Source organism: Demequina oxidasica, assembly GCF_000975115.1.
GTDB classification, from domain to species: domain Bacteria; phylum Actinomycetota; class Actinomycetes; order Actinomycetales; family Demequinaceae; genus Demequina; species Demequina oxidasica.
The window spans coordinates 73,125-99,939 of record NZ_BBRE01000001.1 but is presented as its reverse complement, the minus strand read 5'-3'; the positions used below and the strand labels follow the sequence as shown (position 1 = coordinate 99,939).

The 26,815-nt window shown below is 65.6% G+C and carries 23 protein-coding genes; 21 read left to right on the top strand and 2 right to left on the bottom strand.

The window, feature by feature from the left end:
* Nucleotides 1-19: 19 nt before the first annotated feature.
* The 21 genes from mraZ to AOP77_RS00395 all read left to right on the top strand — a co-directional run bounded on the left by mraZ (nucleotide 20) and on the right by AOP77_RS00395 (nucleotide 21,054).
* Nucleotides 20-487, top strand: coding sequence for a division/cell wall cluster transcriptional repressor MraZ (mraZ, locus tag AOP77_RS00495; RefSeq protein WP_062211227.1), 468 nt, complete (start codon nucleotides 20-22; stop codon nucleotides 485-487).
* Between the two features lie 123 nt (nucleotides 488-610).
* The gene (gene rsmH / locus AOP77_RS00490) at nucleotides 611-1,597 is read left to right on the top strand and encodes a 16S rRNA (cytosine(1402)-N(4))-methyltransferase RsmH (protein WP_062207924.1); all 987 of its coding nucleotides are present in this window, start codon (nucleotides 611-613) and stop codon (nucleotides 1,595-1,597) included.
* Nucleotides 1,594-2,004 carry a cell division protein FtsL gene (gene ftsL, locus AOP77_RS00485; RefSeq protein ID WP_152649715.1) on the top strand — a complete coding sequence of 137 codons (411 nt, stop codon included), beginning with the start codon at nucleotides 1,594-1,596 and terminating at the stop codon, nucleotides 2,002-2,004. Before rsmH ends, ftsL begins: the two co-directional genes overlap by 4 nt.
* A gap of 4 nt (nucleotides 2,005-2,008) precedes the next feature.
* Complete coding sequence (locus tag AOP77_RS00480) at nucleotides 2,009-3,802, top strand: peptidoglycan D,D-transpeptidase FtsI family protein (protein ID WP_236685721.1); 1,794 nt, start codon at nucleotides 2,009-2,011, stop codon at nucleotides 3,800-3,802.
* 11 nt (nucleotides 3,803-3,813) lie between these two features.
* Nucleotides 3,814-5,418, top strand: coding sequence for a UDP-N-acetylmuramoyl-L-alanyl-D-glutamate--2,6-diaminopimelate ligase (locus tag AOP77_RS00475; RefSeq protein ID WP_084622389.1), 1,605 nt, complete (start codon nucleotides 3,814-3,816; stop codon nucleotides 5,416-5,418).
* Nucleotides 5,415-6,899 (top strand): UDP-N-acetylmuramoyl-tripeptide--D-alanyl-D-alanine ligase, encoded by a 1,485-nt coding sequence (locus AOP77_RS00470; RefSeq protein WP_062207920.1) that lies wholly within the window; start codon nucleotides 5,415-5,417, stop codon nucleotides 6,897-6,899. The genes AOP77_RS00475 and AOP77_RS00470 overlap by 4 nt, the downstream gene beginning before the upstream one ends.
* Complete coding sequence (mraY, locus tag AOP77_RS00465) at nucleotides 6,896-7,978, top strand: phospho-N-acetylmuramoyl-pentapeptide-transferase (RefSeq protein ID WP_062207917.1); 1,083 nt, start codon at nucleotides 6,896-6,898, stop codon at nucleotides 7,976-7,978. The genes AOP77_RS00470 and mraY overlap by 4 nt, the downstream gene beginning before the upstream one ends.
* Nucleotides 7,960-9,339 (top strand): UDP-N-acetylmuramoyl-L-alanine--D-glutamate ligase, encoded by a 1,380-nt coding sequence (murD, locus tag AOP77_RS00460; RefSeq protein WP_062207915.1) that lies wholly within the window; start codon nucleotides 7,960-7,962, stop codon nucleotides 9,337-9,339. Before mraY ends, murD begins: the two co-directional genes overlap by 19 nt.
* Nucleotides 9,340-9,347: 8 nt before the next feature.
* Entirely contained in the window at nucleotides 9,348-10,562 is a 1,215-nt protein-coding gene (locus tag AOP77_RS00455; protein WP_062207912.1) for an FtsW/RodA/SpoVE family cell cycle protein, read from the top strand.
* A complete protein-coding gene (gene murG, locus AOP77_RS00450) occupies nucleotides 10,555-11,673 on the top strand; it encodes an undecaprenyldiphospho-muramoylpentapeptide beta-N-acetylglucosaminyltransferase (RefSeq protein ID WP_062207909.1) in 1,119 nt (372 codons plus the stop codon). Before AOP77_RS00455 ends, murG begins: the two co-directional genes overlap by 8 nt.
* Nucleotides 11,670-13,085, top strand: coding sequence for a UDP-N-acetylmuramate--L-alanine ligase (murC, locus tag AOP77_RS00445; protein WP_236685720.1), 1,416 nt, complete (start codon nucleotides 11,670-11,672; stop codon nucleotides 13,083-13,085). The genes murG and murC overlap by 4 nt, the downstream gene beginning before the upstream one ends.
* Nucleotides 13,082-14,296 carry a cell division protein FtsQ/DivIB gene (locus AOP77_RS00440; RefSeq protein WP_062207903.1) on the top strand — a complete coding sequence of 405 codons (1,215 nt, stop codon included), beginning with the start codon at nucleotides 13,082-13,084 and terminating at the stop codon, nucleotides 14,294-14,296. Before murC ends, AOP77_RS00440 begins: the two co-directional genes overlap by 4 nt.
* Nucleotides 14,297-14,461: 165 nt before the next feature.
* The gene (ftsZ, locus tag AOP77_RS00435) at nucleotides 14,462-15,652 is read left to right on the top strand and encodes a cell division protein FtsZ (protein WP_062207900.1); all 1,191 of its coding nucleotides are present in this window, start codon (nucleotides 14,462-14,464) and stop codon (nucleotides 15,650-15,652) included.
* A 42-nt stretch (nucleotides 15,653-15,694) separates the two neighbouring features.
* Complete coding sequence (locus AOP77_RS00430; RefSeq protein WP_062207897.1) at nucleotides 15,695-16,468, top strand: purine nucleoside phosphorylase YfiH/LACC1 family protein; 774 nt, start codon at nucleotides 15,695-15,697, stop codon at nucleotides 16,466-16,468.
* A 92-nt stretch (nucleotides 16,469-16,560) separates the two neighbouring features.
* Complete coding sequence (locus tag AOP77_RS00425) at nucleotides 16,561-17,034, top strand: cell division protein SepF (protein WP_062207894.1); 474 nt, start codon at nucleotides 16,561-16,563, stop codon at nucleotides 17,032-17,034.
* Between the two features lie 19 nt (nucleotides 17,035-17,053).
* The gene (locus AOP77_RS00420; protein WP_062207891.1) at nucleotides 17,054-17,344 is read left to right on the top strand and encodes a YggT family protein; all 291 of its coding nucleotides are present in this window, start codon (nucleotides 17,054-17,056) and stop codon (nucleotides 17,342-17,344) included.
* 138 nt (nucleotides 17,345-17,482) lie between these two features.
* On the top strand, nucleotides 17,483-18,466 hold the full coding sequence (locus AOP77_RS00415) for a DivIVA domain-containing protein (protein ID WP_062207888.1): 984 nt from the start codon (nucleotides 17,483-17,485) through the stop codon (nucleotides 18,464-18,466).
* A gap of 109 nt (nucleotides 18,467-18,575) precedes the next feature.
* Nucleotides 18,576-19,028, top strand: coding sequence for a TraR/DksA family transcriptional regulator (locus AOP77_RS00410; RefSeq protein ID WP_062207886.1), 453 nt, complete (start codon nucleotides 18,576-18,578; stop codon nucleotides 19,026-19,028).
* Entirely contained in the window at nucleotides 19,025-19,600 is a 576-nt protein-coding gene (gene lspA, locus AOP77_RS00405) for a signal peptidase II (protein ID WP_084622055.1), read from the top strand. Before AOP77_RS00410 ends, lspA begins: the two co-directional genes overlap by 4 nt.
* Nucleotides 19,593-20,513 (top strand): RluA family pseudouridine synthase, encoded by a 921-nt coding sequence (locus AOP77_RS00400; protein WP_062207876.1) that lies wholly within the window; start codon nucleotides 19,593-19,595, stop codon nucleotides 20,511-20,513. Before lspA ends, AOP77_RS00400 begins: the two co-directional genes overlap by 8 nt.
* A 43-nt stretch (nucleotides 20,514-20,556) precedes the next feature.
* A complete protein-coding gene (locus AOP77_RS00395) occupies nucleotides 20,557-21,054 on the top strand; it encodes a GNAT family N-acetyltransferase (RefSeq protein WP_062207871.1) in 498 nt (165 codons plus the stop codon).
* A gap of 11 nt (nucleotides 21,055-21,065) precedes the next feature.
* On the opposite strand, the gene AOP77_RS00390 is transcribed toward AOP77_RS00395, so the two are convergent.
* A complete protein-coding gene (locus AOP77_RS00390; protein WP_062207868.1) occupies nucleotides 21,066-22,085 on the bottom strand; it encodes an alpha/beta hydrolase in 1,020 nt (339 codons plus the stop codon).
* Entirely contained in the window at nucleotides 22,078-26,703 is a 4,626-nt protein-coding gene (gene hrpA, locus AOP77_RS00385) for an ATP-dependent RNA helicase HrpA (protein WP_084622388.1), read from the bottom strand. Before hrpA ends, AOP77_RS00390 begins: the two co-directional genes overlap by 8 nt.
* Nucleotides 26,704-26,815 lie beyond the last annotated feature (112 nt).

The window sequence follows — 26,815 nt, the reverse complement described above, 5'->3', positions numbered from 1 at the left end:
GTTGGGGAGGTGATTGGACGTGTCGGAGACAACCGCACATGGGTTGGGCCCTACGGGGGTCTTTCTCGGCACGTTCACGCCCAAACTGGACGACAAGGGCCGCCTGATCCTGCCCGCTAAGTTCCGTGGGCGCCTTGCCTCGGGACTCGTGGCGACGCGCGGGCTCGACCGCTGTATCTTCCTGTTTCCGCTTGACGAGTTTGCGAGTATCCACGACCGCCTTCGTAAGGCGCCGCTCGAGAACAAGAACGCACGGGACTACTTGCGCAACTTCCTTGGCTACGCATCGGACGACATCCCCGACAAGCAGGGGCGCATCCTGCTTTCGCAGCCGCTACGCAAGTACGCAGGAATCGACCGTGAGGTCGCGGTAGTGGGCCTGGGCTCTCGCGTAGAGATCTGGGACATCGATGCCTGGAACGAGTACCTCGAGCGCGGCGAGGACGACTACGCCGCCACCGCAGCTGAAGTTTTTGACGATATGTAACGCCGACATGCCCCGTGGCCTCCTCCCGCGCCGCTCTGACGGACTTCCCCCCGACAGAGAGCCGGAGGGAGACCTCGGGACATGTCACCCAATGACACCAACCACTACCCACAAGGAGGGGCGATGACGCACAGCGCGGCTTCCCGGCACCAGCCGGTCATGCTTGAACGTTGCGTCGACCTCCTCGCCCCGGCCCTCGAGGCTCCCGGGTCCATCGCGATTGACGGCACCCTGGGTATGGGAGGTCACACCGAGTTACTGCTCACTCGTTGCCCCCACGTGACCGTCGTGGGTATTGACCGTGACACCGACGCGATCGCCCTTGCGAGCGACCGACTTGCGCCGTTTGGCGACCGGTTTGTCGCGCACCACGCGGAGTACGACGACATTGCGGGTGCCCTCGCGCTGGTGGGAGCGACCACCGCCAACGGCATTCTGCTCGACTTAGGGGTCAGCTCGCTACAGATCGACGAGGCCGATCGCGGGTTCTCGTACGCGCAAGACGCGCCGCTGGACATGCGTATGAACCGCGAGGACGAGGTCACTGCGGCAGACCTGCTGGCTGACCTTTCCGAGCGAGACCTGGCGCGCATCTTCCGGGAGTACGGTGAGGAGCGTTTCGCTCCGCGCGTCGCCCGGGCCATCGTGCGCCGACGTGAGACCGCGCCAGTGACGCGCAGTGCGGACCTGGTCGAGTTGGTCCGTATTGCTATCCCAGCCGCGGCGCGTGCGAAAGGCGGCAACCCTGCCAAACGCACGTTCCAGGCGCTGCGCATCGCCGTCAACCGTGAGCTCGAAGTACTCGAACGCACCATCCCTACGGCCATCGAGGCCACCCCAGTGGATGGTCGCATCGTTGTGATGTCCTATCACTCGCTGGAGGACCGGATCGTGAAACAGGCCTTCGCCGCGGGCGTTGTGTCCTCCGCACCCCCGGGAATGCCCGTCATTCCGGACGAGGACCAGCCGTATCTGAAGGCCCTGACCCGTGGGGCGGAGATGGCGACCGAGGCCGAGGCCGAGGACAACCCGCGATCCAAACCCGTGCGCCTGAGGGCCGCGCAACGTACCCGTCTCACCCCCGTCGAGCGCCTGAGGAGAACAGCATGAGTGCAGCACCACTGCGACAGCGGCCCTCTGCGCGCGCTGGAGCGCCGCTACCAAGCCCGAGGCAGGCCCCACGCCGGCGCGAGCACCTGCGCGCGGTTGCGGCTCCCGAGCAGGTCCGATCAATGGTTCCCTTCGCCTGGTTGTGCGTGGCGATAGTGCTGGGGTCGATGGCTGCCGTGCTGATTCTCAACACCACCATGGCGAGTGGCGCGTATGAGCGCCGTGACCTCAAAATTGAGATCGCGAGCCTGCACCAGGAGCGCGCTTCACTCGTCACGCAACTCGAATCCAACTCTTCGCCGCAGTTCTTAGCCAATGAGGCGGCCGACATGGGTATGGTTCCCGCAGAGACGTTGGGTTTTGTCTCGCTTAAGGATGCGGTTGTACTCGAGTCGGAGGGGCAGTAGATCGATGGCATCGGCGCAGCGCTCAGTCGCACCGACCGTAGGCAAGCCCGTCAAACGACAGCGCATTCTTGCGGTCCTGTTGTTGGCATTATTGGTTGTCTTTGCAGGACGCCTGGTCCTCGTGCAGGGTGTCCAGGCAGCCGAGCTCTCTCAGGAGGCGCTTGCGTCGCGACTCGTCACCACTGAGGTCGACTCGGAGCGCGCAGACATCGTTGACCGCAACGGCGTGGTCCTGGCCACCTCAGTCAAGCGCTACAACGTCGGCGTCAACCAGAAGCTCATCGCCCAGTTCAAGCGCACAGAGAATAAGCAGGTCGTGGCCGAGGGGCCGCTCGACGCAGCCAAGATCTTGGCCCCCATCCTGGGTCTTAAGGAGTCGGAGCTCGCCGCCAAGATGGTGGGCGACAGCACCTTTAAGTACATTGCCAAGGACATCACTCCTGAGACCTGGGAACTGATCCAAGAGGAGAACATCTACGGCATTGAGCCCGAGCCGACCTCGGAGCGCATCTACCCAAACGGGGACATCGCTGGCAACGTCGTGGGCTTTGTCGCGGGTAACTCGGATGGCCCGGGAGTGCGTGGTGCGGCGGGCACGGAACTCGAGTACGAGGACGAGTTGCTCGGCAAGCCCGGTTCCATTACTTATGAGAAGGGTGGCGGCGGCACCATCATCCCCACCGGCACTCACGAAGAGACCCCCGCGGTTCCCGGCTCTACCGTTGTGTTGACGCTCGACCGCGACATTCAGTGGCAGACGCAGAAACTGGTAGAGGCTGCGGTCAAGAAGACGGGCACCGAGCGGGCGATGGTCACCGTCGAGGACGTCCAGACGGGAGAGATCCTGGCTCTGGTGGATTCCGGCTCAGTGGATCCCAACGACCCAGGCGCTACCGATGCCGCCAAACGTGGCGCTGGCACAGTGTCCACGGTCTTTGAGCCGGGCTCTACCGGCAAGGTCATCACCATGGCTGCCGCCCTCGAAGAGGGCATCGCCACGCCCCTCTCGGAATATAAGGCGCCGTACAAGTACACCACCTCCAATAATCAGACCTTTCGCGACTCGCATGACGCGGGAACCCAAAAACTCACGCTAGCGGGCGTGCTCGTGCAATCCTCCAACACGGGCACCGTTCAGATCGGCGAGAAGCTGTCGCCCGAGACTCGGTACGACTACCTCACGGCTTTCGGCTTTGGCGAGCCCACGAACGTGGGCTTGCCCGACGAGTCGGGTGGAATCCTGCACCCTTGGGAAGAGTGGGACGGCCGCACCAAATACGCCGTGCTCTTTGGGCAGGGTGTTGCGGTGACGGCCCTGCAAACCGCGCAGGTCTACCAGACGGTGGCGAATGGTGGCGTGCGCCTCCAGCCCACAATCGTCAAGGGGCTCCAGCACCCGGACGGCACGTTCACGCCACGGGAGCTCGACGAGCCCACGCGGGTGGTGTCGGAGAAGACGGCATCGGAGCTCATGCTGATGCTCGAGGATGTGACCGAGGACGGTACCGGTAAGAAGGCGCAGATCGACGGATATCGCGTTGCGGGTAAGACTGGCACTGCCCAGGCGCCCGACGCCAACGGGAAACTCTCCAAGATCATCGCGTCGTTTGTTGGCGTTGCGCCCGCAGACAACCCACGTATTGTCGTATCGGTCATTATGTATGAGCCCAAGACTTCGATCTATGGTGGAGAGGTTGCAGCACCGCTCTTTAAAGATGTCTCCACCTTCGCACTGCAGGCGCTGCGCGTGCCGCCATCCGGCACGCCCGCCAAGCTGTACCCGACCACCTGGGAGTAATTTTGGCTGAGATGGCGCTACGGCCCGCCAGTGTTCCGTCCACCACCTTGGCGGACGTTGCCAACCGCGCCAGCATCACCGAACTCGGTGCCGAAGCCGCGCACGTGAGGGTGACCGGTGCAACCGTTGACTCCAAGCACGTCGCCGCCGGTGACCTCTTTGGCGCGTTCCCGGGCTTCAACCGACACGGCGCAGTGTATGCGGCCGATGCTGTAGCGCGTGGTGCGGTAGCGGTGCTTACCGACGAGGCCGGCGCCGCACAATTGTCCAACATTGGTGTTCCTGTCTTGGTAGCGGCCGATGCGCGGCTCGCCATGGGCGAGGCTGCGGCGCTTGTCTACGGTGACCCCTCACGCGACCTCGTTTTTGTTGGCGTGACAGGCACGAACGGCAAGACCACCACGAGCTACTTCATCGACAACGCGCTCGCTGCGGGACACCCGCACCGGGGACTGATGGGCACGGTCGAATTGCGCATTGGCAACGAGGCGATCGAGAGCCCGCGCACGACGGTCGAGGCGCCGGTCCTTCACGCGCTGCTCGCCCGCATGCGCGAGGAAGGCGCGACTGCCGCCATCACCGAGGTCAGTTCGCACGCCGCCGAGCTCGAGCGCATCAGCGGCGCAGACTTCTCCGTGGCAGTCTTCACCAACCTTCAGTGGGACCACCTGGACTTCCACGGCACCATGGAGAACTACCTCAAGGCAAAGGCCAAACTGTTCGCCCCCGGCCGGGCCCGGCGCGGAGTCATCAATGTGGACGACAAGTGGGGCAGGCAACTCGCACGCGAGGTGCAGATTCCCGTCGAGACCGTCGCCACGCGTCCCGACAGAACAGGCGACGAGGAAGCGGTAGCCGCCGCGGCATCGGCCGACTGGGCCGTGACTGATGCGGATGTTGGACTTGACGGGGTGGGCTCGCGGTTCACTTTCCGCGACCCGCAAGGCGTGCTCCACGAGGCGCACAGCCCGCTGCCCGGGCTCGTCAACGTGTCGAACGCCATGGTTGCCATCGTGACGGCGCACGCCGCGGGCATCGATTTGGCCGCCGCGATCGAGGGTGTGGCCACCGCGCACGGCGTCCCGGGCCGCATGGAGCGCGTCATCGAACGTAGCGACGTCGACCCGCTCGCGATCGTCGACTACGCTCACACGCCCGATGCCCTGACGCTCGCGCTCGAGGGGGTGCGACCCATCACACCTGGCAACCTCATCCTCATCTTCGGCTCTGACGGCGACCGGGATCAGGGCAAGCGACCGGTCATGGGCGAGATCGCCGCCCGGCTCGCCGACGTCATCGTCCTCACCGATGAGAACCCACGCTCAGAAGAGCCCGCCGCCGTGCGAGCAGCGATCCGTGCGGGAATCGAGAAAGTGCGACCGGATCTCGCGGACGTTCACGAGGTCGAGCCGCGAGTGGCCGCTGTCGAGTACGGGCTGCGCCTCGGTGGACCGGGAGACTCGGTCATCGTGACTGGCAAGGGCCACGAGCCCACGCAGGAGATCGCGGGCGTGTTTTACCGCTACAACGATCGCGATGCCTACCTGCAGGCACACGAACGCATAGTCGCCGACCGCGCAGGCGGTAGCGGCGCTAGCACTAGGGGAGAGTCATGAGGCAGTTGACGGCGCAGTGGGTTGCGAATGCAGTGGGCGGGACGCTCGTCGCGGACGTCGACGTGCGCGTCGACTCTGTGGAGAAGGACACCCGCGACGTCGAACCCGGTGCGCTGTACGCAGCGTTCATTGGCGACCGAGTCGACGGCCATGACTACGTGGACCACGCTATTGCGGCCGGCGCTACCCTGTGCCTGGTGCAGCAGCCGGTGGGCGCTCCGCACATCATGGTGGACGACGTGACCGAGGCCCTGGGTCGCCTGGCTCGCGCGTACCTCGCGCTGCTGCGGGTCGAGGGCGACCTCACCGTAGTCGGCATCACCGGCTCGAACGGCAAGACCACCACCAAGGACCTGCTCGCTCAGGTGCTTCCCGACGTGGTGGCACCGGTTGGTAGCTTCAACAACGAGATCGGGCTGCCGCTGACGGTGCTGCGCGCGGATGCCTCGACCCGTCACCTGGTCCTTGAGATGGGTGCCAGCGCGCCCGGAGACATCGCCTACCTGACGTCGATCGCGCCGCTCGATGTCGCGGTAGTTCTTACGGTTGGCACCGCACACGTGGGCGGCTACGGCAATATTGATGCGTTGGCCGCGGAAAAGTCGACGATCATTGACGGCGTCATCCCCGGCGGTACGGTCTTGCTCAACGCGGACGATGCGCGGGTAGCGGGGATGCGCGACGTCCCCGCGGTCCATGACAAGAGCCTGACCGTACGGACCTTCGGTGCGACAGAGGACACTGGCGTAAGCCTGATCGCTTCTCGCGCGCGCCTCGTGGACGGGCGCGCGGAGTTCACCCCCATTGTGCAGGCATTGTTCGCGTCGAGCGCCAGTTTCCACGACCCGGATGATCCCGGCCAGGGCGGGGGAGACTCCGCTAGCGATGGATTTGTGGACGGCGCGGTGCCCTACGCGATCCACCTGGGTCTTGTAGGTGAGCACCATGTGACCAATGCGCTCGCGGCCATCGCCGTAGCGCTGACGACTGGGATGGAGTACTACAGGACGATAGACGCAGTGGCCGCAGCGCGGCCGCTGTCAGCCCATCGCATGGCGGTCACGAACCGCGCGGATGGCGTTACCGTGATTGATGACTCATATAACGCGAGCCCCGAGAGCATGCGCGCCGCGCTGCGGGCCCTGATGGCTGTCGGATCCAAAGGCCGCACGTTTGCGGTCATTGGCGAGATGCTGGAGATGGGTGACGCCTCGATTGACGCGCACAGCGACATCGGCCTCGACGTGGTCCGCCTGGGCGTGGACCACCTGTTGGTGGTTGGCGCGGGTGCGCGACCCGCATTTACATCTGCCGTGCGCGAAGGGTCGTGGGGCGACGAGGCTGCCTGGGTCGCTACGATTGGGGAGGCACGGGCGTTTGTTGACGAGCGTCTGACTGCCGGAGACACCGTGCTGGTCAAGGCATCGCACGGTGCGGGACTGTGGAAGCTAGCCGACCAACTTGTGGGAGTGAATGAATGAGAGCGGTCGTAGCTGCGGGAGCGATTTCGCTGGTGCTGTCCCTTTTGGGGACGCCCCTGCTCATTCGGTACCTCACGCAGCGCCAATACGGTCAGTTCATTCGCCAGGATGGGCCTGCGAGCCACCACGTCAAGCGTGGAACGCCCACCATGGGCGGCATCGTCATCATTCTGGCGGCGGTCATAGCCTGGTTCGTCGCTAACCTCGCGACCGGGAAGTTACCCAACGCATCGTCGATTCTGGTGGTCTTCCTCATGGTGGGCCTGGGGCTGGTGGGCTTCCTGGACGATGGCATCAAAATTACTCGCGAACGCTCGCTCGGCTTGCGCGCGCGGTGGAAGTTTCTTGGCCAGGGCGTCGTCGGCATCACCTTCGGCATCTTGGCGCTGCAGTTCCCCAACGGTGAGGGACTGACACCTGCCTCGACGTCCGTGTCGTTTCTGCGCGACACCGCGCTTGACCTCGCGTACTGGGGACCGGCTGTGGGCCTCATCCTGTTCATCGTGTGGTCAAACTTCCTCATCACCGCATGGTCCAACGCGGTCAACCTGACCGACGGCCTGGACGGACTCGCTACCGGCGCCTCGATCGTGTTCTTTGGTGCGTACGTGCTCTTGAACATCTGGCAGGGCAACCAGATATGCGGGCTCAGCGACAGCAGCAGTCTCTGCTACGAGGTGCGCGACCCGGGTGACCTGGCGATCCTGTCTGCGGCCATCGCGGGGGCGTGCTTTGGCTTCCTGTGGTGGAACGCCAGTCCCGCAAAGATTTTCATGGGCGACACCGGCTCGCTCGCCCTTGGAGGCGCGATTGCCGGCCTCACTATCGTGTCGCGTACTGAGATTCTGGGTGGCGTCATCGGCGGCCTGTTCGTCATCATCGTGATGAGCTCGGTGCTGCAGATTGCTTCCTTCAAACTCACGGGCAAACGCATCTTCAAAATGGCGCCACTGCATCACCACTTCGAGCTGATGGGTTGGGGTGAGGTCACCATCGTGATCCGCTTCTGGATCATCGCGGGGCTCTGTGCCGGCATCGGCATGGGACTGTTCTATGCGGAATGGGTCAGTTCGCTGTGACGCTAGCGGGCAAGCACGTCCTGATTCTGGGCGTGGGCGTCGCGGGGACCTCGGCCCGCGCGGCCGCGCTCGACTTGGGGGCGACCGTGTCTACGGTCGACGCCAACGGCAACGCCGATGCAACGAGCATCGCCGAAGTGGACCTCACCACGTTCGATGTCGTCATGGCTTCCCCGGGCTTCTCGCCGCACAGCGAGGCCGTCCTTGCTTGCGAGGCCGCGGGGCTGGAAATCTGGTCCGAGATGGAGTTCGCGTGGCGCGTGCGTCGCCAGGGCGTGCCTTGGGTGCTGATTACCGGTACCAACGGCAAGACCACGACCACGCAGATGGTGGGCACCATTGCAGCGGCCGCAGGCCTGGATGTCGCAGTGTGCGGCAACATGGGAGTGCCAGTGATCGCCGCAGGGCGCGAGCAGCACGACCTGGTCGCGGTGGAAATCGCCAGCTTGCAACTCCACTTCAGTTCTACCATTGCGCCGCTTGCTGCCGTCGCGCTCAACGTCGACGATGACCACACTGACTGGCACGGCGGCATCGAGAGTTACCGGGCCGCCAAGGCACGCGTCTATCGCAATGTCGAGAAGGCGTGTGTGTATCCGGCGCACGACGCAAGTATCGAGGCAATGGTCGCTGATGCGGATGTGCAGGACGGCTGCCGCGCCATCGGCGTCACTCTCGGAGCACCTGCCATCTCGCAGTTCGGCGTCGTGGACGGCGTGCTGTGCGAGAGGGCCTTCACCGACAACCGCCGCACCGAGGCGCTTGAGCTTGGCCACGTTGAGGACCTGCAACACCTCGTGTCTGGCGCCGTGCCGCCCTACCTAATTTTCAACGCACTCTGTGCCGCTGCGCTGGCTCGCGCCGCCGGTGTGCCCACGTCGGCCGTGCGCGACGGGTTACGCGCCTTCTCCCTTGACGCTCACCGCACCGCGACGGTACGGGAGATTGACGGGGTGACGTTCGTGGACGACTCGAAGGCGACCAACGCGCACGCCGTCATTGCTGCCTTCGGCGGGCGCGAGGAAAAGTCCGTGGTGTGGATCGCCGGCGGGCTGGACAAGGACCAAGAGTTCGACGACCTGATCCGGTCCGTTGCCCCGCGTGTGCGGGAGGTGGTACTCATCGGCGTCGACCCTGTGCCGTTGAGCGAGGCGCTCGCGAGACACGCGGCAGATATCCCTGTGACACGCATTGAACCGGGGGACACTGTGATGGCGCGGGCAGTTGAGGCCGCGCGCGACGTGGCACGGGCGGGCGACACGGTTTTGCTGTCTCCGGCTTGCGCATCAATGGATCAGTTCCGCAGTTACGCGGATCGCGGGGAAGCCTTCGCTCAGGCGGTGGGGGCGCTAGGGAGATAGGACCGGGCATGACGGCAACCGCATCAAAGCGTGATGCAGCCGCATCTCCGACGCGATCAGCCGCTACCTCCTATTACCTGCTGGTCGCTGCGACCACCATTCTGGTGGTGTTGGGCCTCGCGATGGTGCTGTCGAGTTCCTCGATTCTGTCCATTCGTCAGACCGACGGCAACCCTTACGCATTGTTTATGGTCCAAGCCATGGCGATGGCCGTGGGCCTTGTTGCCCTGATCATCGGCTCGCGGCTTAGCGTCAAGATGTGGAAGCGGTTGGCTCCGTGGATACTCTTCGGCTCCATCGCCCTTCTGATGCTCGTATACGTCGCTGGCACATCCTCCGGTGGCAACAAGAACTGGCTCAAGGTCGGACCGATCACCATGCAGCCCTCCGAGATCGGCAAGCTCGGCATCGCGTTGTATCTGGGCGTGGTGCTGGCCACCTTCCGCAATGAGCTCACCAACCTTAAGCGTGCGCTGGTTCCCGGGGGGATCGGCGCCGGCATCGTCCTGGCACTCGTTCTGGCCGGACACGACATGGGCACGGCAATGGTGATGGCCATGATGATCGCGGCCGCGTATTGGGTGGCCGGGCTACCCGCTAGGTTTTTTGGCTTATTCGCAGTCTTGGGTGGGGTAGGAATTCTCGCGCTCGTCAACATCGGCGATACCAGGCTTGACCGCATCCAGACATTCCTGGAGCCCGAGGGCTGCGACATTCAAGCGGCGTGCCAGCAGACTACGCACGGCACGTGGGCGTTGGCCTCCGGCGGGCTGTGGGGCCTTGGCCCCGGCATGAGTCGCGAGAAGTGGGGCGGCCTTCCCGCCGCCGACAACGACTTTATTTTCGCAGTGCTCGGCGAGGAGTATGGCCTCATCGGCACGGTGTTGGTCCTGCTCGCCTTCGCGATGATCGTCATCGCGGTGACCCGCATCGTCAGCCGCTCGCGCGATCCCTTTGTACAGATCGCAGGAGCCGCGATCGGCGTCTGGATCGTTGGCCAGGCCTGCGTCAACATCGCGGTGGTGGTGGGCCTGGCTCCCGTCACCGGTGTGCCGCTGCCGATCGTCTCCTCCGGAGGTTCGTCACTGATCATGTCTATGACCGCGCTGGGTGTACTCATGGCATTCGCCAGACACGAGCCTGGCGCGCAGGAGGCATTCGCCGCACGCCCCTCGGTGATCAAGCGTTCTCTCACCGTGCTGTCGAGGGGGCGCCGTGGCTAAGTCATTCCTGCTTGCAGGGGGTGGCACGGCCGGGCACGTCAACCCGCTGCTGGCGACCGCCTCCGAGCTCACTCGTCGCGGGCATTCCGTGACCGTGCTGGGCACCGCAGAGGGCCTCGAGCAGGACCTCGTGCCCCGTGCAGGTCTGCCGCTCCTCGTGGTGCCGCGCGTTCCCATGCCGCGCCGGCCATCGGGCGACATGTTCCGCTTCCCCGGGCGCTGGAACGCCGCCGTCCGCGCCGCCAAGGACGCGATCCGCTCCACCAACGCCGATGCCGTGGTGGGGTTCGGTGGGTACGTCTCCACGCCCGCCTACGTTGCGGCTCGTAGCCTCAAGGTGCCGATGGTGGTGCACGAGGGAAACGTCCGCCCGGGCATGGCCAATAAGCTCGGCGCGCGCTTCACGGCGAACATTGCCGTCACCTTCGCCGACACGCCCCTCAAAGGCGCCGTCGAGACCGGACTGCCGCTGCGCCCGGAAATTACTGACCTCGCCCGTACGCTGAGTTCGCCCGCATCGCGAGACTCGGCTCGTGCCGCTGCGAGGGAGTCCCTCGGCTGGCCCGTGGATGCCCCGGTGGTGCTCGTCACCGGCGGGTCGCAGGGTGCCGCGAGCGTTAACGCCGCCGTCGTCGAGGCCGTCCCTACTCTGCTCGATCACGGGCTGTATGTGCTTCATGCCACGGGCCGGGGCAAGGATGACGAGGCGCTGCGGGCCAAGGGCGATCTCAAGGCCACGGTGCGCGATCGCTACGCCGTCCACGAGTACGTGCACGACATGGCCACCGCCCTTGCGGCGGCGGATGCAGTGGTGTGCCGAAGCGGAGCGGGCACGGTGGCGGAGACCACCGCGATGGGTATCCCCGCGCTCTACGTACCGCTACCTCACGGCAATGGGGAGCAGGCGCTCAACGCCCGTGGCGCGGTGGAAGCAGGAGCCGCCCAGCTGATCGATGACGGTGACCTCACCCCTCAGAAGCTCGTGCTCGCGACCGAGCGCATGGTGCTGGACGCGGAAGTTGCTGCAGCCATGCGGGCAGCCGCAGCCACAGTCGGCATCGCCGACGGTGCGAGCCGGCTCGCCGACATGATCGAAGAGGCCGCGGCGTGAGTCAAGACACCCTGACAACTAGCGAACGAGTTCATTTCATTGGCGTGGGCGGCTCCGGTATGTCCGCCGTCGCCCGGCTCATTGCCGCGCGTGGCTACAGCGTCAGCGGCTCGGACCGGGGCGAGAGCGCCTATTTCCGCGCCCTGCGCGACGCCGGCATGGACGTCCGAGTGGGCCACGACCCAGCGTTGGTTGAGGGAGCGCGTGCCGTCGTGATCTCGACGGCCATCCGCGAGACCAACCCCGAACTTGCTCGCGCGCGCGAGCTGGGAATTGACGTGTGGCACCGATCAGAGGCGCTCGTGCGTGCGCTCAAAGGACAGCGAATCATTGCGGTCGCCGGTACGCACGGCAAGACCACTACGTCGGCGATGGTGGCGCACGTCCTGCACCACTGCGGAATCGACGCGAGCTATGCCGTGGGCGCGCGAGTCTTTGGCATTGAAGGCGCAGTGGCGGGCGGATACGCGGGTTCGGCCGGCATCGCGGTGGTCGAGGCCGACGAATCCGATGGTTCGTTCCTGCGCTACGACGCCGACGTCGCGATCCTTCTCAATGTTGAGCCCGACCACCTGGACTATTACGGCACCGTCGAGGCGATGGAGGACGCGTACACCACGTTCGCTACTGCGGCCAACGCACTCGTAGTGTGCGGGGACGATGCGCACGCCGTACGCATCTCGGACGCCTCCGGACACGCGGCCGATGCTGTGGTCACCTACGGACTCGCCGCGGACACCGACGTGGTGGTGGGCGACGCCGCGATGACTCGCGATGGTGAGACCTTCCCCACCGCACTGACGATGCCTGGTGACCACAACCGGCTCAACGCCGCCGCGGCCTGGATCGCGGCTACTCAGGTGGGAGCTGACCCGCGCCGCGCAGCCGAGGCGCTCGCGACGTTCGCCGGCACCGGCCGGCGCTACCAGCTGCGTGGAATGGTGGACGACGTCAAGGTGATCGATGACTACGCTCATCACCCCACCGAGGTCACCGCGGTCCTACGCGCCGCGCGCGAATCAGGCGTGGGACGCATGGTGGTGCTTTTCCAGCCGGCGCTGTTTACGAGGACGCAGGCACACTCTGGCAACTTTGCCCACGCGCTGTCTCTCGACGACGTTGACGTCGTGATCGCCGGTGTGCACGGCGACCGCGAGGACCCTATTGAGGGCGTGAACTCACAGCTCATCGCCGACCAGGTGGTGCCCGGTGCGGGATCGACGGTGACAGTGGTCGAGGACCTGGCCGATGCCGCCGGGGTTGCCGCGAGCCTGGTGCGCCCGGGCGACACGGTACTGACAGTTGGCTCGGGCACGGTGACTCTCGCGGCTGACTGGATCCTTGGCGCGCTCGAGCGACGCACGGCGGGAGACTCCACTGGGCTCGACGCCAGCAACGGCGGCGACCAGTGACTGATCAGCGCCGCCCCCCGTCACCAAAGCAGTCAAGCCCCGCTCCAGGCGCCAAGCAGCGCCCCGCCGCGCCCAGCAGTGGGGGAGCGCGCAAGACTGGCTCTAAGGCCGCCCCCTCCACGTCGCGCAAGCCCGTGTCGCCGCGCACCAGCGGACCTGCCGCGAAGCCGCGCACCGGCAAGCCGGCGATGCCCAAGCGAGCGCCCAAGAAGTCCACGGCCACGGCATCGGCCGCAACGGAATCCGTCCCGGTGAGCACCACCAGGATCGTCGCCCGTCCCCCGAGCGCGCCGCGGCCTTCCGAGGCAGGCAAGGACGGTGTTGACGCGAAAGCCCCCGGCGCATGGTCGCGCGTGGCGATCGTCACGTCGAGCCAGATTCGCAAGGGCCCGGACAACAAGGGCGAGGCGGAGGCACTGTCGCCGCTGGCTGCCACCATTAACCATTCAAAGGCCGCGCTCGGCAACGTGACCACGCGCATGCAGGAGCGGCTACGCGAGCGGTCCAAGGCCAAGAATCGTGTTCTGCTTATCAAGTGGGCCAAGCGTGCCGCGTATGTGGGGACCGCGGTGCTCGCCGTATGGCTACTACTACTATCCCCGGTGTTCGCTCTGGATCCGGCCAAGGTTGAGGCCAGCGGGTTTGGAACCGTCGTGGACCCCGCGGCGGTCGACGATGCAATCGCCACGCACGAGGGAACGTCGCTAGCGTTGTTAAACACCACTCACCTCGCGAACGAGATTCGTGACGTCCCTGGTGTCAGAGCAGTGCACATCGAGCGTGAATGGCCGGCGGGGTTGGCCGTGACTATTGAGTCGCGAGAGCCCGTCGCGGCGGTGCCAGACCCCGAGGGCGGATATTTGCTGATCGACGACGAGGCCGTGCAGGTGGGCCGCTCCGACGAGGCTCCCGACAACCTGCCCGCGATCGAGGTGCCGGTAGGAGAGGACAACGTGCGGGTGCTGAAGTCGGTGCTCGGCGTGGTCGATCAGTTGCCCGTCGAGGTCAGCCGGCGCGTGGACAATATCAAGGCCGCGACCGAGGACTCCGTCACTTTCACGTTGCGCAAGGGGCCGCGGGTCGAGTGGGGCAGCTCAGAGCAGTCGGCGCTCAAAGCGAGGGTGCTCGAGGTGCTGCTGAACTCCGGCGATGCGGATGACGCCAAGGTCATCGACGTCAGTGCGCCTACGCTACCCATCACGTCTAAGTAGACGCTCGAGCGAGTCGCGGCGCGCGGCAAGAAAATAGCGCCGCGATTATCGGCGACACGCGCGTCAATGCGCCGCTGGTCCGTTGGCTGGACGTACCTTCGTGGTGGATCTAGTTGACATAACTATAACCTTCAGGTAGAGGGTTAATGTTTAGGGGAGAACATCATGGCTGCACCGCAGAATTACATCACCGCCATCAAGGTCGTCGGCGTCGGCGGAGGCGGCGTTAATGCCGTCAACCGCATGATCGATGTAGGCCTTAAGGGCGCCGAGTTCATCGCGATCAACACCGATGCCCAGGCGCTCCTGATGTCGGACGCCGACGTCAAGCTCGACATCGGCCGCGAGCTCACCAGGGGACTGGGCGCTGGCGCCGACCCCGAGGTGGGCAAGAGCGCGGCGGAGGACCACGAAGAGGAGATCGCGGAGGCACTGCGCGGCGCCGACATGGTCTTCGTCACCGCTGGTGAGGGTGGCGGCACCGGCACCGGCGGCGCACCCGTGGTGGCACGGATCGCGCGCGGCCTCGGTGCGCTGACCGTTGGTGTCGTGACCCGCCCGTTCGGCTTCGAAGGCGCGCGCCGCTCCGACCAAGCCGACGCCGGTATCAAAAATCTGCGTGACGAAGTCGACACCCTCATCGTCATTCCCAATGACCGTCTACTCGACATCGCGGACGCGGAACTCAGCGTGCTGGGTGCGTTCGCGGCGGCCGACCAGGTGCTACAGGGCGGCGTCCAGGGCATTACCGACCTGATCACCACACCGGGCCTTATCAACGTCGACTTCAACGACGTGAAGTCTGTCATGCAGGGTGCGGGCACCGCGCTCATGGGAGTGAGTTCGTCGCGCGGCGAGGGACGAGCGCTCGCAGCCGCCGAGGGAGCCATCGCGTCACCGCTTCTCGAGGCTTCCATCGAGGGTGCACACGGCGTGCTCCTCTCCGTCGCGGGTGGTTCCAACCTCGGCATCCGGGAGGTCGAGACGGCCGCCCGCCTGGTGCGTGAGGCCGCTCACCCCGAGGCAAACATCATCTTCGGTACCGTAATCGACGACTCACTAGGCGACGAGCTTCGCATCACCGTGATCGCCGCCGGCTTCGACGGAGGCTCGCCGCCGTTCCGCAAGCACGAGGGTGCACTCGGCAGCGTTGACGGCCAGGGCGAAGCGGCAGTCGCCGCTGCGGAACTTGAGCCCGTCGACGCCCCCATCGAGGCGGACGCTATCCCAGTGACGTTCCATTCCGCCCCGCAGGCGACCGCGTCTCACGAGGCCGCGCCGGAGACGGACGCAATTGACATCTCAGCGACCAAGGAAGAGGACGACGCGCTTGACGTGCCGGAGTTCCTGCGCTGATTCGCTGATCTCACCCACTCGAGTCGTGGCCGGGGCGCGCTAGTGCCCGGTCACGGCCGTTCTGGTTTGCATCCGGGCGATGCGGGGCTTCCCGTCACCGCGTTCTTCACTACCCGTGCGGAAGGCGTCAGCCTGGCTCCGTACGAGTCTCTCAACGTCGCCGATCACGTCGGGGACGATGCGCACGCGGTGCAACGCAACCGCCGCATCGTCTCAGAACGGGCCGGCGTTCCCGTCGCGTTTCTCAACGCGGCCCACGGTATCGCCGTCGAACATGTGACGGCTCAAACGCAAACCTTGCCCCTCGCGGATGTCCTTGTGGCGACCGATGCCGGAGTCGCCCTGGGGGCGATTGCGGCAGATTGCGCGCCCGTGCTGATCCACGACGGCGCATCGGGCGCGGTGGCCGCGGTGCACTGCGGGCGCGAGGGGCTGTATCGGGGCGTGATCGACGCCGCTATAGCAGCGATCTTTGACCTGCGTGGCGGCTGGTCTGACGGCGCGCTGCTCACCGCCAGCATCGGGCCGTCAATTTGCGGCCGATGCTACGAAGTCCCCTTGGATATGCGGGAAAGGGTGGCGTCGCGCCACCCCGCGGCACGTGCCTCGACGCGGCAGGGCACCGCGGCTCTCGACATCCCTCGCGCGATCGAGTCTCGGCTGGCGGAATTTGGGTTTGGTGAGATCGTCAGGTCTGCCGCCTGCACCTACGAGGATGAACTCTACTTTTCGCACCGCAGAGAAGGAGTGACGGGACGGCAGGCCGGCGTCATTGTGTGCGAAGGACCCACAGGTTCCGCACGCGGCGCACGATAATCGCGGCGTGTCGCGCCGGTGAAGTCAGGCAGTCGCCGTACCGTGAGAACACATAACTTTTCGTGCCAACTGATGTGATTAAGGGGAGTGCCATGAGCGCAATGCGAAAGGCAATTCAGTACCTCGGGTTCGACGTAAGCGAGCACGAGGAATACGACTACGCAGAAGAGGAGCTCGCGCCAGTGACGAACCTCCACGACGTGTCAGAGGTCAAGCAGAAGGGATCGCGCGCCGAGCGCCACGATCGCCACCGCGAGGCTGCCCCCGCACCGATGTCCGCAGCGGAGCTGCGCCGCATCCAGACCATCAAGCCGCGCTCGTATAACGACGCGCGTCTGATTGGAGAGGCGTTCCGCCAGGGTGTGCCCGTCATCATGAACCTCACCGAGATGTCCGATGCCGACGCCAAACGCCTCGTCGACTTCTCCGCGGGTCTCTCCTTTGGACTGCACGGTTCCATCGAGCGCGTCACGACTGCGGTGTTCCTGCTGTCGCCCGCGCACGTTGAGATCGGGATGGACTCGGACCCCCACCAAGAGGATCAGGCATTCTTCAATCAGGCCTAGGCTCGGTTAGGCTCACTGCGTGAAAGTATTCGTAAACGCGGCCGACTTCGTCATTTTCCTCTTTACGTTGTGTCTCTTTGGGCGCATCGTGCTTGGCTTTGTCATGGCGTATGCCCGTGACTGGCGCCCCACGGGGGTGATGTTGGTGCTGACGGAAGCAGTGTTCACCGTCACGGACCCGCCGCTCAAGTTTGTGCGCCGCTTTGTGTCGCCGCTCACTCTGGGCCAGATGCGCATTGACCTGTCGATGCTCATCGTGTTCGTCGCGCTGTTCATGTTGCGTGTAGCGCTGGCATACATCCCGACATAGGGCTCACGGTGACTCAAGTGCGTGCCGATACGTAAGTGAGTAGAGTGAATTGTGAATGACGCGTTTGATGTCCGACCGAAAAATTGATCCTGCCCCGGCCCACTCGCGGCCGGCCGACTGTAATAGGTGGTAGACGAGATGGCATTGCTCACCGCTGAAGACGTCCTTAACAAGGCGTTCTCAAAGACCAAGTACCGCGAAGGCTTCGACCAGGACGAAGTTGATGACTTCCTCGACGAGGTGGCGCACACCATCACCTCGCTGATCGCCGAGCGCGATGACCTCGCAGCCCGCCTTCAAGCAGGCGGCGGTGCACCGCAGGGAGTCGAGGCCGCACCGCTCACCGAGGCAGGCGGCGTGCCCGGCACGTCGGGACTCCTCGGTGCCGCAACGGACCCCAACCCGCCCAGCCCCGCAGGCATGCTCGCCATGGCGCAGAAGCTCCACGACGAGTACGTCAACGCTGGCGAGGAGGAGAAGGACCGCATCATCGACGAGGCCAAGACCAAGGCCGAGTCCATCGTTGAGCAGGCGCAACAGGACGCGAAGGGTCGCATGGACGACTTGGCCGCTGAGCGCGGCGATCTCGAGCGCAAAATCGATGACCTGCGTCGCTTTGAGCGCGACTACCGAGCCCGCATTAAGACGTTCCTCGAAAACCTCCTTGGCGACCTCGACCACGGCACCTCTCGTGAGGCCGCGGCGACCCCTCAGTCGTCCGATGATGCCGCAGGAGCTGTTCCGTCCGCGGCTGCCGTGCAGTGGCCCGAGGGCAACGCTGCGGATGACGATGCCTCTGCGGACGATGACGCGGAGGAAGACTCCGTGGCGCCAGCGAAGGAGTTCACGCCCGAGGTGCAGGGCGGCGAGTCAGTTTCTACGGATGGTGACGACGCCCAGCAAAGCGACGGCGTCGACGCCCCCGCGGTAGAAGATCCGCCTGTACGCCAGAGCTTCGGTTACCAGCCCCCCGCGCAGAACACGCAGAGCGATGACCAGGGTGAGGCGAGGAACTTCGCAAATCCGTTCGCTCCGGTGACTGCGCAGCACCCCATTGTGAGTGCCGGTGACGTTGCCGAGGGTGACGGCGAGGAGCCACCGCGTTACCCCACCGCTTTCTAGTAAAACTCAGCACGCGAGGTGCCGCACCGCTAACGTAGCGGTGCGGCGCTTTGCGTCTGGGGACAAACGGGACTAGTCTCACTCCACTGGAGACAATCGAGGATGAGGAATGACGAGCACTGACATAGACATCATCGTGGTCGATCCGGCTGTTATTAAGCCGGCTGACGCGAAGGAGCTCCCCGTCCGCGACGGCGACGAGCCATGGAAGGTTGCGGAGCTCCGCGACATTGTTAAGACCCTCAATTCTGACGTCGAGCGGCTGGTCGCTGAGTTCCACGCGACCGAGACTGAGCTTGACGATCTTCTCCACACCTCCGAGGGCGCGGGTGACGATCAGGCTGATGCTGGATCCACCGCGCTCGAGCGTGAGCAGGAGATGAGCATCGTCAACAACACGCGCGACATGCTAGAGCAAAGCGTTGACGCGCTGCGCCGTGTGAAGGCGCACAAGTACGGTGTATGCCGGGTATGTGGCAAGGGTGTCGGCAAGGCCCGCCTGCAGGCATTCCCGCGCGCTTCTCACTGCGTTACCTGTAAGCAGCGCGAGGAGCGGCGTTGACCTGGCGACCAGCCCTTTGGCTGGTCGCAGGCGGCGTGATTCTCGCAGACCAACTCTCTAAGCAGTGGGTGCTCAATAACCTTGTGCCCGGTGAACTGCACCCCGTGCTGGGTGACTGGCTGGGAATCGAGTTGGTCTTCAACTCTGGCGCCGCGTTCTCCTTCGGTAACTCCACGACGTGGTTACTCACCATCGTCGCGCTCATCGTGAGCGCCGCCATCGTCTATTACGCTCGTCGCGCGCAGACGACCGCGGCTGTGTGGATCTTTGGCATCGGGCTGGGCGGCGCGATCGGAAACCTAATTGATCGCCTCTTCAGAGCACCCAGTTTTGGACAAGGCCACGTGGTCGACTTCATCAACTACAACGGCTGGTTTGTCGGCAACATCGCGGATATCGCCATTGTTGGCGCGGCCATCGTGGTGGTACTGATGGGGATCCTAGGAAAGAACTTGCTTGCACCCGCCAGCAGTGACACAGACAAAACGTCTCCCAACGCCGATGCGGCCGCCGGTTCCGACGCGCCCGGCGCTGGCGAAACCACCAGCCCAGAGGCGCGTCCCAGTGAGTGAAACCCGTTATCTTCCCGTTCCCGACTCGCTAGTGGGAGATCGCGCCGACGCAGCCCTGTCGCGCATGCTCGGCCTCAGCCGCACCAAGTGCGCAGACCTGCTTGCTGCTGGCGCGGCCACCCAGGATGGCATCGAGCTCGGCAAGTCCTCTCGTATTGGCGAGGGAGTCCTCGAGATCACCATTCCCGACGAGCGCGAGCGTGGCCCCGAGCCCGCCGTACCCGGTGGGCTCGAGGTGGTGTACGAGGATGATGACCTGCTGGTCGTCAACAAGCCCGTGGGCGTTGCGGCGCACCCATCTCCCGGCTGGGAGGGCCCCACCGTCGTGGGCGCGCTTGCCGCGAGCGGTCACACGCTTGCCGATGCCGGCCCGCCCGAGCGCCAGGGGATTGTCCACCGACTCGACGTGGGCACGTCGGGGCTCATGGTGGTGGCCAAGTCCGATGCTGCCTATAGCGCGCTCAAGCGGGCTTTCAAAGAACGCACGGTCGACAAGATTTACCACGCGATCGCGCAGGGTCACATGGACCCCACCGAGGGCACCATCGACGCACCCATTGGCCGCCACCCGTCCTCCGACTTCAAGTTCGCCGTCATCGAGGGTGGCCGCCCGTCCGTCACGCACTACAAAGTGATGGAGATGTTCCCCGCGGCGTCATTGCTCGAGGTCCACCTTGAGACCGGGCGCACGCACCAGATCCGCGTGCACATGACCGCGATGCGGCACACGCTCGTAGGTGACCTGCAATATGGTGCGGACCCGACTCAGGCGAAGCGCCTTGGTCTCAAGCGTCAGTGGCTGCACGCGAAGGAGCTCGCATTTGAGCACCCCACGCGCGGCGGCGAGCTGCGCGTGACGAGCGAGTACCCCGAGGACCTGGCCTCCGCACTCGAGAAGCTCCGAGCCTCCTAGCCGGATGACGTGGGCGCCTCGCGCCGGGAAAGGAAAGGCGCCGATGCGCGTACAGGCGGTTACCAATGAGGCGGAGTTCGCCGATGCACTCTCGATTCGCTTTGCGGTCTTCGTGGACGAGCAGGCCGTGGATCCCGAGTCTGAACGAGACAACCTCGACGACGACCCACGCACGCTGCACTGTGTGGCCTACGCGGACGATGGCACCCCGCTAGCAGTGGGGCGATTGCTGGCTCCGCACACGGACACGTCTCATGGTGCTGGAACTTCCCACGGCAACATGGATCCTGCGCTGCCGCACATCGGCCGCGTGGCCGCGATCAAGCAAGCTCGGGGCACCGGCGCGGGGCGTGCGGTGATGGAGTTCCTCGAGGAGGCCGCGCTCGAGCGTCACGGCGCCTCCGGAGAGGTGCGCGTCGAGCTCAGTGCGCAGGACCAGGCCATGGACTTTTACGCTCGCCTTGGCTACACGGCCTTTGGCGATGGATACCTCGACGAGGGGATCATGCACCACGACGCCTACAAGGTCGTCAGCTTCTAGTTGGCGGCAGGCTAACTCGGCTCAGGTGCGAGGGCCACCACCCATTCCAGCGCGGCGCTCACAATCTCTGACCGTGCCGCCGCATTGCTAATCGTCGGCACGCCATCGCCTGGCTGCGGGCCATAGTCACCAAACTGCGCGTGTGACGCACCCTCGATCTCCGTGAACTTAGCGTCGTCCGGGAGGTCCGCGCGCGAGGCGGCTATCTTCGCGGGGGTAGACAGCCCGTCCTGTGAGCCGGAGACGGAGAGCACTGACGCGGTGAGCGACTCGCTGATGTCGCCCGCGGGGTAGGACGCAAAAAACATCAGTCCCACGGCGGGGGCTTGTGCATCGGTGTCACCGGCATCGGCCTCCATTGCCGCCACTGTGCCACCGAGCGAGTGCCCGCCTACCACCCACTGGTTGATCTCGGGGTGGTGGGGGCGCGCCTCATCGAACGCGGGCAAAGCGAGGAACGCGATACCGAGGGGCTGCTTGGGTATCACCACCGTGTACCCCCAATACGCAAGCGGCCGCAAGACCGCAGCGTACGCGCGTGCTTCAACCTTCGCGCCGGGCTGGAAGAACACTCCCAGAGTGCTTGGCGTCCCGGTGGGCGTCATGACGATCTGGGTAGCGGTTTCCGTCACGGTCACATCGTGGTTGGATTCCATCGCGCTCAGTGCGGGCTCGTGAGCAGTGAAGGGCCGCAGCCACCACATGAGCACGACCCAGATGATCGCTGCCACGAGGAGCACGATGCGCAGTGCGAGCCGCCAGCCCGACGTGCGAGTGCGCGCCGTGTACGAGCGCCACAGCGCCCACGCGGCGCAGATGACAGTGAGGGTCAGCAGGATCGCATAGGCCGGGTGCCCGTGCACGATCGCGCCCCAAGCCGTGAGGCAGGCCCACAACACGACTGCGAGGGCGGCGACGGAGACGACGCGGCCGGTCCAGGTCAGCCACGCGCGGGCCTGAGACGTGCGATCAGTAACCGCCTCTTCGTCACCATCGGAGCCGGCGCTCTGGTTGGGTGTCGTGTCAGCCATGGAGCACCTTTCGGATGCGCTTGTCGCTCACTGGTCCGTCGGTGCCGAGTTGCTGCGCGAAGAGCGACACTCGCAACTCCTCGAGCATCCAGCGCGCCTGCTCGAGTTGCTGCTCGCGTTCGGCGTTGCTCTTGCCAGCGTCGTACTCGGCACGCGCGGCGGCCACCTCGTCCACGACGCCCCGGAGCTGCCACAGGCGCTCGGCGTCGCGGTTAGGGTCGGAGGGAGCCTTGTCGAGCCGGTGGACGTCCGCGCGCAGGTATCGCGCCAGGTGGCGAATGCGGTGCGGTGCAGTGCGCGCGAGGAAGCCGTCGGTGAGTAGTTCGGCCTTGTGGTCGCGCACGTCCGCGAGGATGGGCAGCATCGCGAGGCTCGAAGTATTCGCCACGCCTACATCGATGTCGCGTCCTGCCGCTAGTGCGGGCACGATTCGTCCCACCAGCGCGTAGACCTCATCCTCGAGGTTGGTGCGAACGTGTGCGAGGGCCTTGGCGTAGCTGTCGGCGTCGCGCACTGTTGTCGCGTCAATACCGGCGGCCGATGCGGGGGGCGCCGGGGCATCGGGAGTGGTCAGAGCCCACACGGCCGCAAACTGAAGATCGGCCACCAGCGCTTCGGTGGAGCGATAGGGCGACGCCGCGAGGGTGAGCGACTCGGTTGCCGTCCAGCGAGAAGTAATGCGCTTGGTGCCCAGCGCGGCCTCTTCAGTCAGGAGTCGGCGCACGCCGCGCGCGTGGGCTGAATCCCGGGCAGTGCGGTCGGCGAGCACCCGTAGTGCGGCGGTGACGGACGGAGCGGTGCCTTCCTCGACGATGCCGGGGTAGCCCCGGACAATGAGCGCCCCCACCTGTGTGGCCACCTCAGCGGGTAGAGCGCCATGGGGAAGGCCTGCAGGCCACGTCGTGAGGCGAGGCTGCTCGTCGATGCTACGGGGGAGCGACGCGGTGTCCACGGAGTCCGGAGAATTGGTTTCCGGGGCGGATGATGCGTCCTGCGCAGCCTCGCCCACCGGAGCGGCCACCGTGGAGGGCGACCCGGGTCGGGTGCCGGCGTGCTCGTTCTTGGTGCTGGGCGTCGGGTGAGGCATCTCGGAGCGGTTCGGCGATGAAATACTCGCACTCGGGCGCGTGCTCTGCACTGCGCTCTGTACGGCGGCGCGGGCGCGGTCGGCGAGTTGGCGCTGCAGTGAAATGAGGTCGCTCGACTCACCCACCACCTCCACGCGTTCGCGGGTGCGGCCCCCGCGGCCGGCTTCGAACACGGTCTCCTCGATACGGAATGTCATCCGCAGGTGTGCGGGCAGGCGCTCGGTGGCCTCATCCCACGCGTCGTCCGGAATGTCGACGCCGCGGATGTCGCGCACGGCGTGACTAAATTCAGTCTGGAACGAGTTCGCCATGTCTCCGGCGCGCGCGATGTCCGCCCACTCCGGGGTGTGCGCGTCGAGCCAGCCGAGCACCTCACGTGCTGTGTCAGGCGCAGGAACCAGCAGCCTGCGAATTGTTTTGGGTAGAGCCCTGATGGTCGCTGTCGCGAGCTCGTCCAAAAGCCCGGGGACCATCCAGTCGAAGCCGTCCACGCCCACCTGCGGCAGTACCTCAATGGGGATATGAACAGTGACGCCGTCGGCATCGGTGCCGGGCTCAAATTGGTACGTCAACGGGAGCGTCAGCTCGCCCTGCGGCCAGTCCGACGGGAACTCGCTAGGGTCCGTCTCACCGGCCTCGGGCGCCAACTGGGACAGTGAGAAGGCGAGCAGGTCCGGATTTTCGCGGCGCGCGTCCTTCCACCACTTGTCGAAGTGCGCGGCGGAAACTACCTGCGCCGGGATGCGCTCGTCGTAGAACGCGAAGATTGCCTCCTCGTCAATGACGAGCCCGCGCGTGCGCGAGCGGGCCTCGAGGTCTGCGGCCTCCGCCAGGACCCGCTGGTTGTCGTTCCAGAAGCTATGGTGCGTGGTCCACTCTCCTTGCACCAGCGCGTGAGTGATGAACATGTCGCGCGCGGCCTCAGGATCCACCTGCGCCCACAGCACCGTGCGATCCGTGACGATGGGCACGCCGTAGAGCAGCACCTTCTCGCGGGCGAGCGCAGCGCCACGCTTGGTGGACCAATGCGGCTCGGAATGTGTCTTCTTGGCAAGCGGGCCGGCGAGTTCCTCGGCCCATTCGGGTTGGATACGGGCCGCGTCACGCGCCCACAGTCGCGAGGTCTCCACGAGCTCGGCCGCCATGATGAACGCAGGCGGCTTCTTGGCAAGGCCAGACCCGGGGAAGATCGCGAACCGCGCCCCCCGTGCACCGATGTAGTCGTTGCGACCCTGCTTCTTGGCGCGGCGGACCGCGGCCTCGCGCGCACTGCCCTTGAGGTGAGCGAAGGATGACGCTTTGGGCGCGGCTGTCTCCTGCATGCCGATGTGCGACAGCAGCCCCGCGAGCACCGAGCGGTGAATCGCCTCGTCGTTCCACACGTGACGGATCGAACCGGGGGCATCGTCGCCGTTTTTCCTCGTGGCGCTTGCCTTGCCGCCGCTATTCTTGGCGACATCGCCCTTCCCAGCCGATGCATCGGCCGGCTTGGGGTCGTCGACCAGTGGGGTAGGGGCACGGTGATGGATGTCGATGCCGAGCGGCCGCGCCTGCTGGCGAATCTGGGCGACCAGGTCCTGCCACTCACGAATGCGTAGAAAGTTCAGGTGCTCGGCCTTGCACATGCGCCTAAACGCGCTTCCGGAGAGCTCTTGCTGGCGCTCGCGGCAGTACTCCCACAGATTGAGGTACGACAGCAGATCCGACGCGGGGTCCGCGAAGCGGGCGTGCGCGCGGTCGGCCTTGTCGCGCTGCTCGGTGGGGCGCTCGCGAGGATCCTGGATAGACAGCGCGGCGGCGATTACCGCGACGTCGCGGGCCACGTCACGGCGCGAGCCCTCGACGATCATTCTGGCGTGGCGTGGGTCGATGGGCAGGCGCGCGAGTTTGCGACCCACGTCCGTCAGCACGGTGCGCGCGTGCACGCCCTTGCCGGCGGTGACTGCGCCGAGCTCCTCGAGAAGTTGCACGCCGTCACGGATCGCGCTCGTTTCTGGCGACTCAACGAACGGGAAGTCGGCCACATCCGCTGGAGAGGACACCACTCCCACGCTGATCATGTGCAGCAGCACGGAGGCAAGCGACGTACGCAGGATCTCGGGCTCGGTGAATGGCGGGCGAGTCTCAAAATCCTCGCGGCTGTACAGGCGGATCGCGATGCCGTCCGCGAGGCGTCCCGCGCGTCCCGAGCGTTGGTTGGCGCTCGCTTGGGAGATGGGCTCGATGGGAAGGCGTTGGACTTTAGTGGCCTTGGAGTACCTCGAGATGCGGGCCGTGCCGGGGTCCACCACGTAGTGGATGCCGGGGACGGTGAGGGAGGTCTCGGCGACGTTGGTGGCGAGCACGATGCGCCGGCCCGTGTGGCTCGAGAACACCTTGTGCTGGTCCGCCGCGCTGAGGCGGCTGTACAGCGGCAGGATCTCGACTCGTTGCGGGTGGCGCGGGTCGCGGGCCCGGGCACCGTAGTGTCCCTCGAGTGCGTCCGCCGCGTCGCGGATCTCGCGCTCGCCGGACAGGAACACCAGGATGTCGCCGTTGCCCCACGTCGACAACTCGTCGCACGCGTCGACGATGCTGGTGATGAGGTCCTTCTCGTCCTTCTTGGATTCGCCCTCGAGCGGGCGGTAGAGGATGTCCACCGGGTAGGTGCGGCCGGTGACCTCGATCACCGGGGCGGCGCGGTCGTCCGCGCGGTCCGTGAGAGAAGGCGACGGCTTGGAGTCGGGGACCGCGGCATCGTCCGGCTGTCGTTCGTCCTCGAGAGGCGGCAGTGGGCCGCCACGCGCGAAATGGCGCGAGAAGCGGGCCGAGTCGATGGTCGCCGACGTGATGATGATCTTGAGGTCCGGGCGGCGGGGGAGCAAGTTGGTGAGGTAGCCGAGTAGGAAGTCGATGTTGAGGCTGCGTTCGTGCGCCTCATCGATGATCAGGGTGTCGTAGGCCAGCAGCTCTGGGTCGCGCTGGATCTGGGCAAGCAGGATGCCGTCGGTCATTACCTTGACGAGGGTCTGCTCCGACGACTGGTCGGTGAAACGCACCTGATAGCCGACCACGTTGCCGAGGTCGGTGCCGAGTTCCTCGGCGATGCGTTCCGCGACTGAGCGGGCGGCGATGCGGCGGGGCTGGGTGTGGCCGATCTGTCCGGCGCGGCCGCGGCCCATCTCGAGTGCGATCTTGGGGATCTGGGTGGTCTTGCCGGAGCCGGTTTCGCCGGCCACGATCACTACTTGGTGGTCGCGGATTGCTGCGGCGATATCCTCGCGGCGAGCGGAGACGGGCAGCTCCGGGGGGAAGACGATGGGCTCGAGCGTGACGGCGGCGCGCTTAGCCGCGGCGGTGTCGAGTTCCTTCTGAGTCACGCGCTGAGGGCGCTGACGCTGATCGTTCCTGCGGTCGCGACCGTGGTCTTGCTTTCCGCGCCTGTTGCTGCGCTTGCTACGGTCACCCTGACCGTTGCCGCGCTCACGTCCAGCATCGTTCTTAGGCGCGGGTCGCTGAGGCGACTTAGCGGCATCGGCGTCGGGGGACATGCCTGCCATTGTCGCAAGTCCCAGGCGCGACTCATAACCCGGCGACAACCACTGCATCGGCGGGTGCGCGCGTCGCTGTGACCGCATGGTGAGACGGCGACGCGATGGGGCG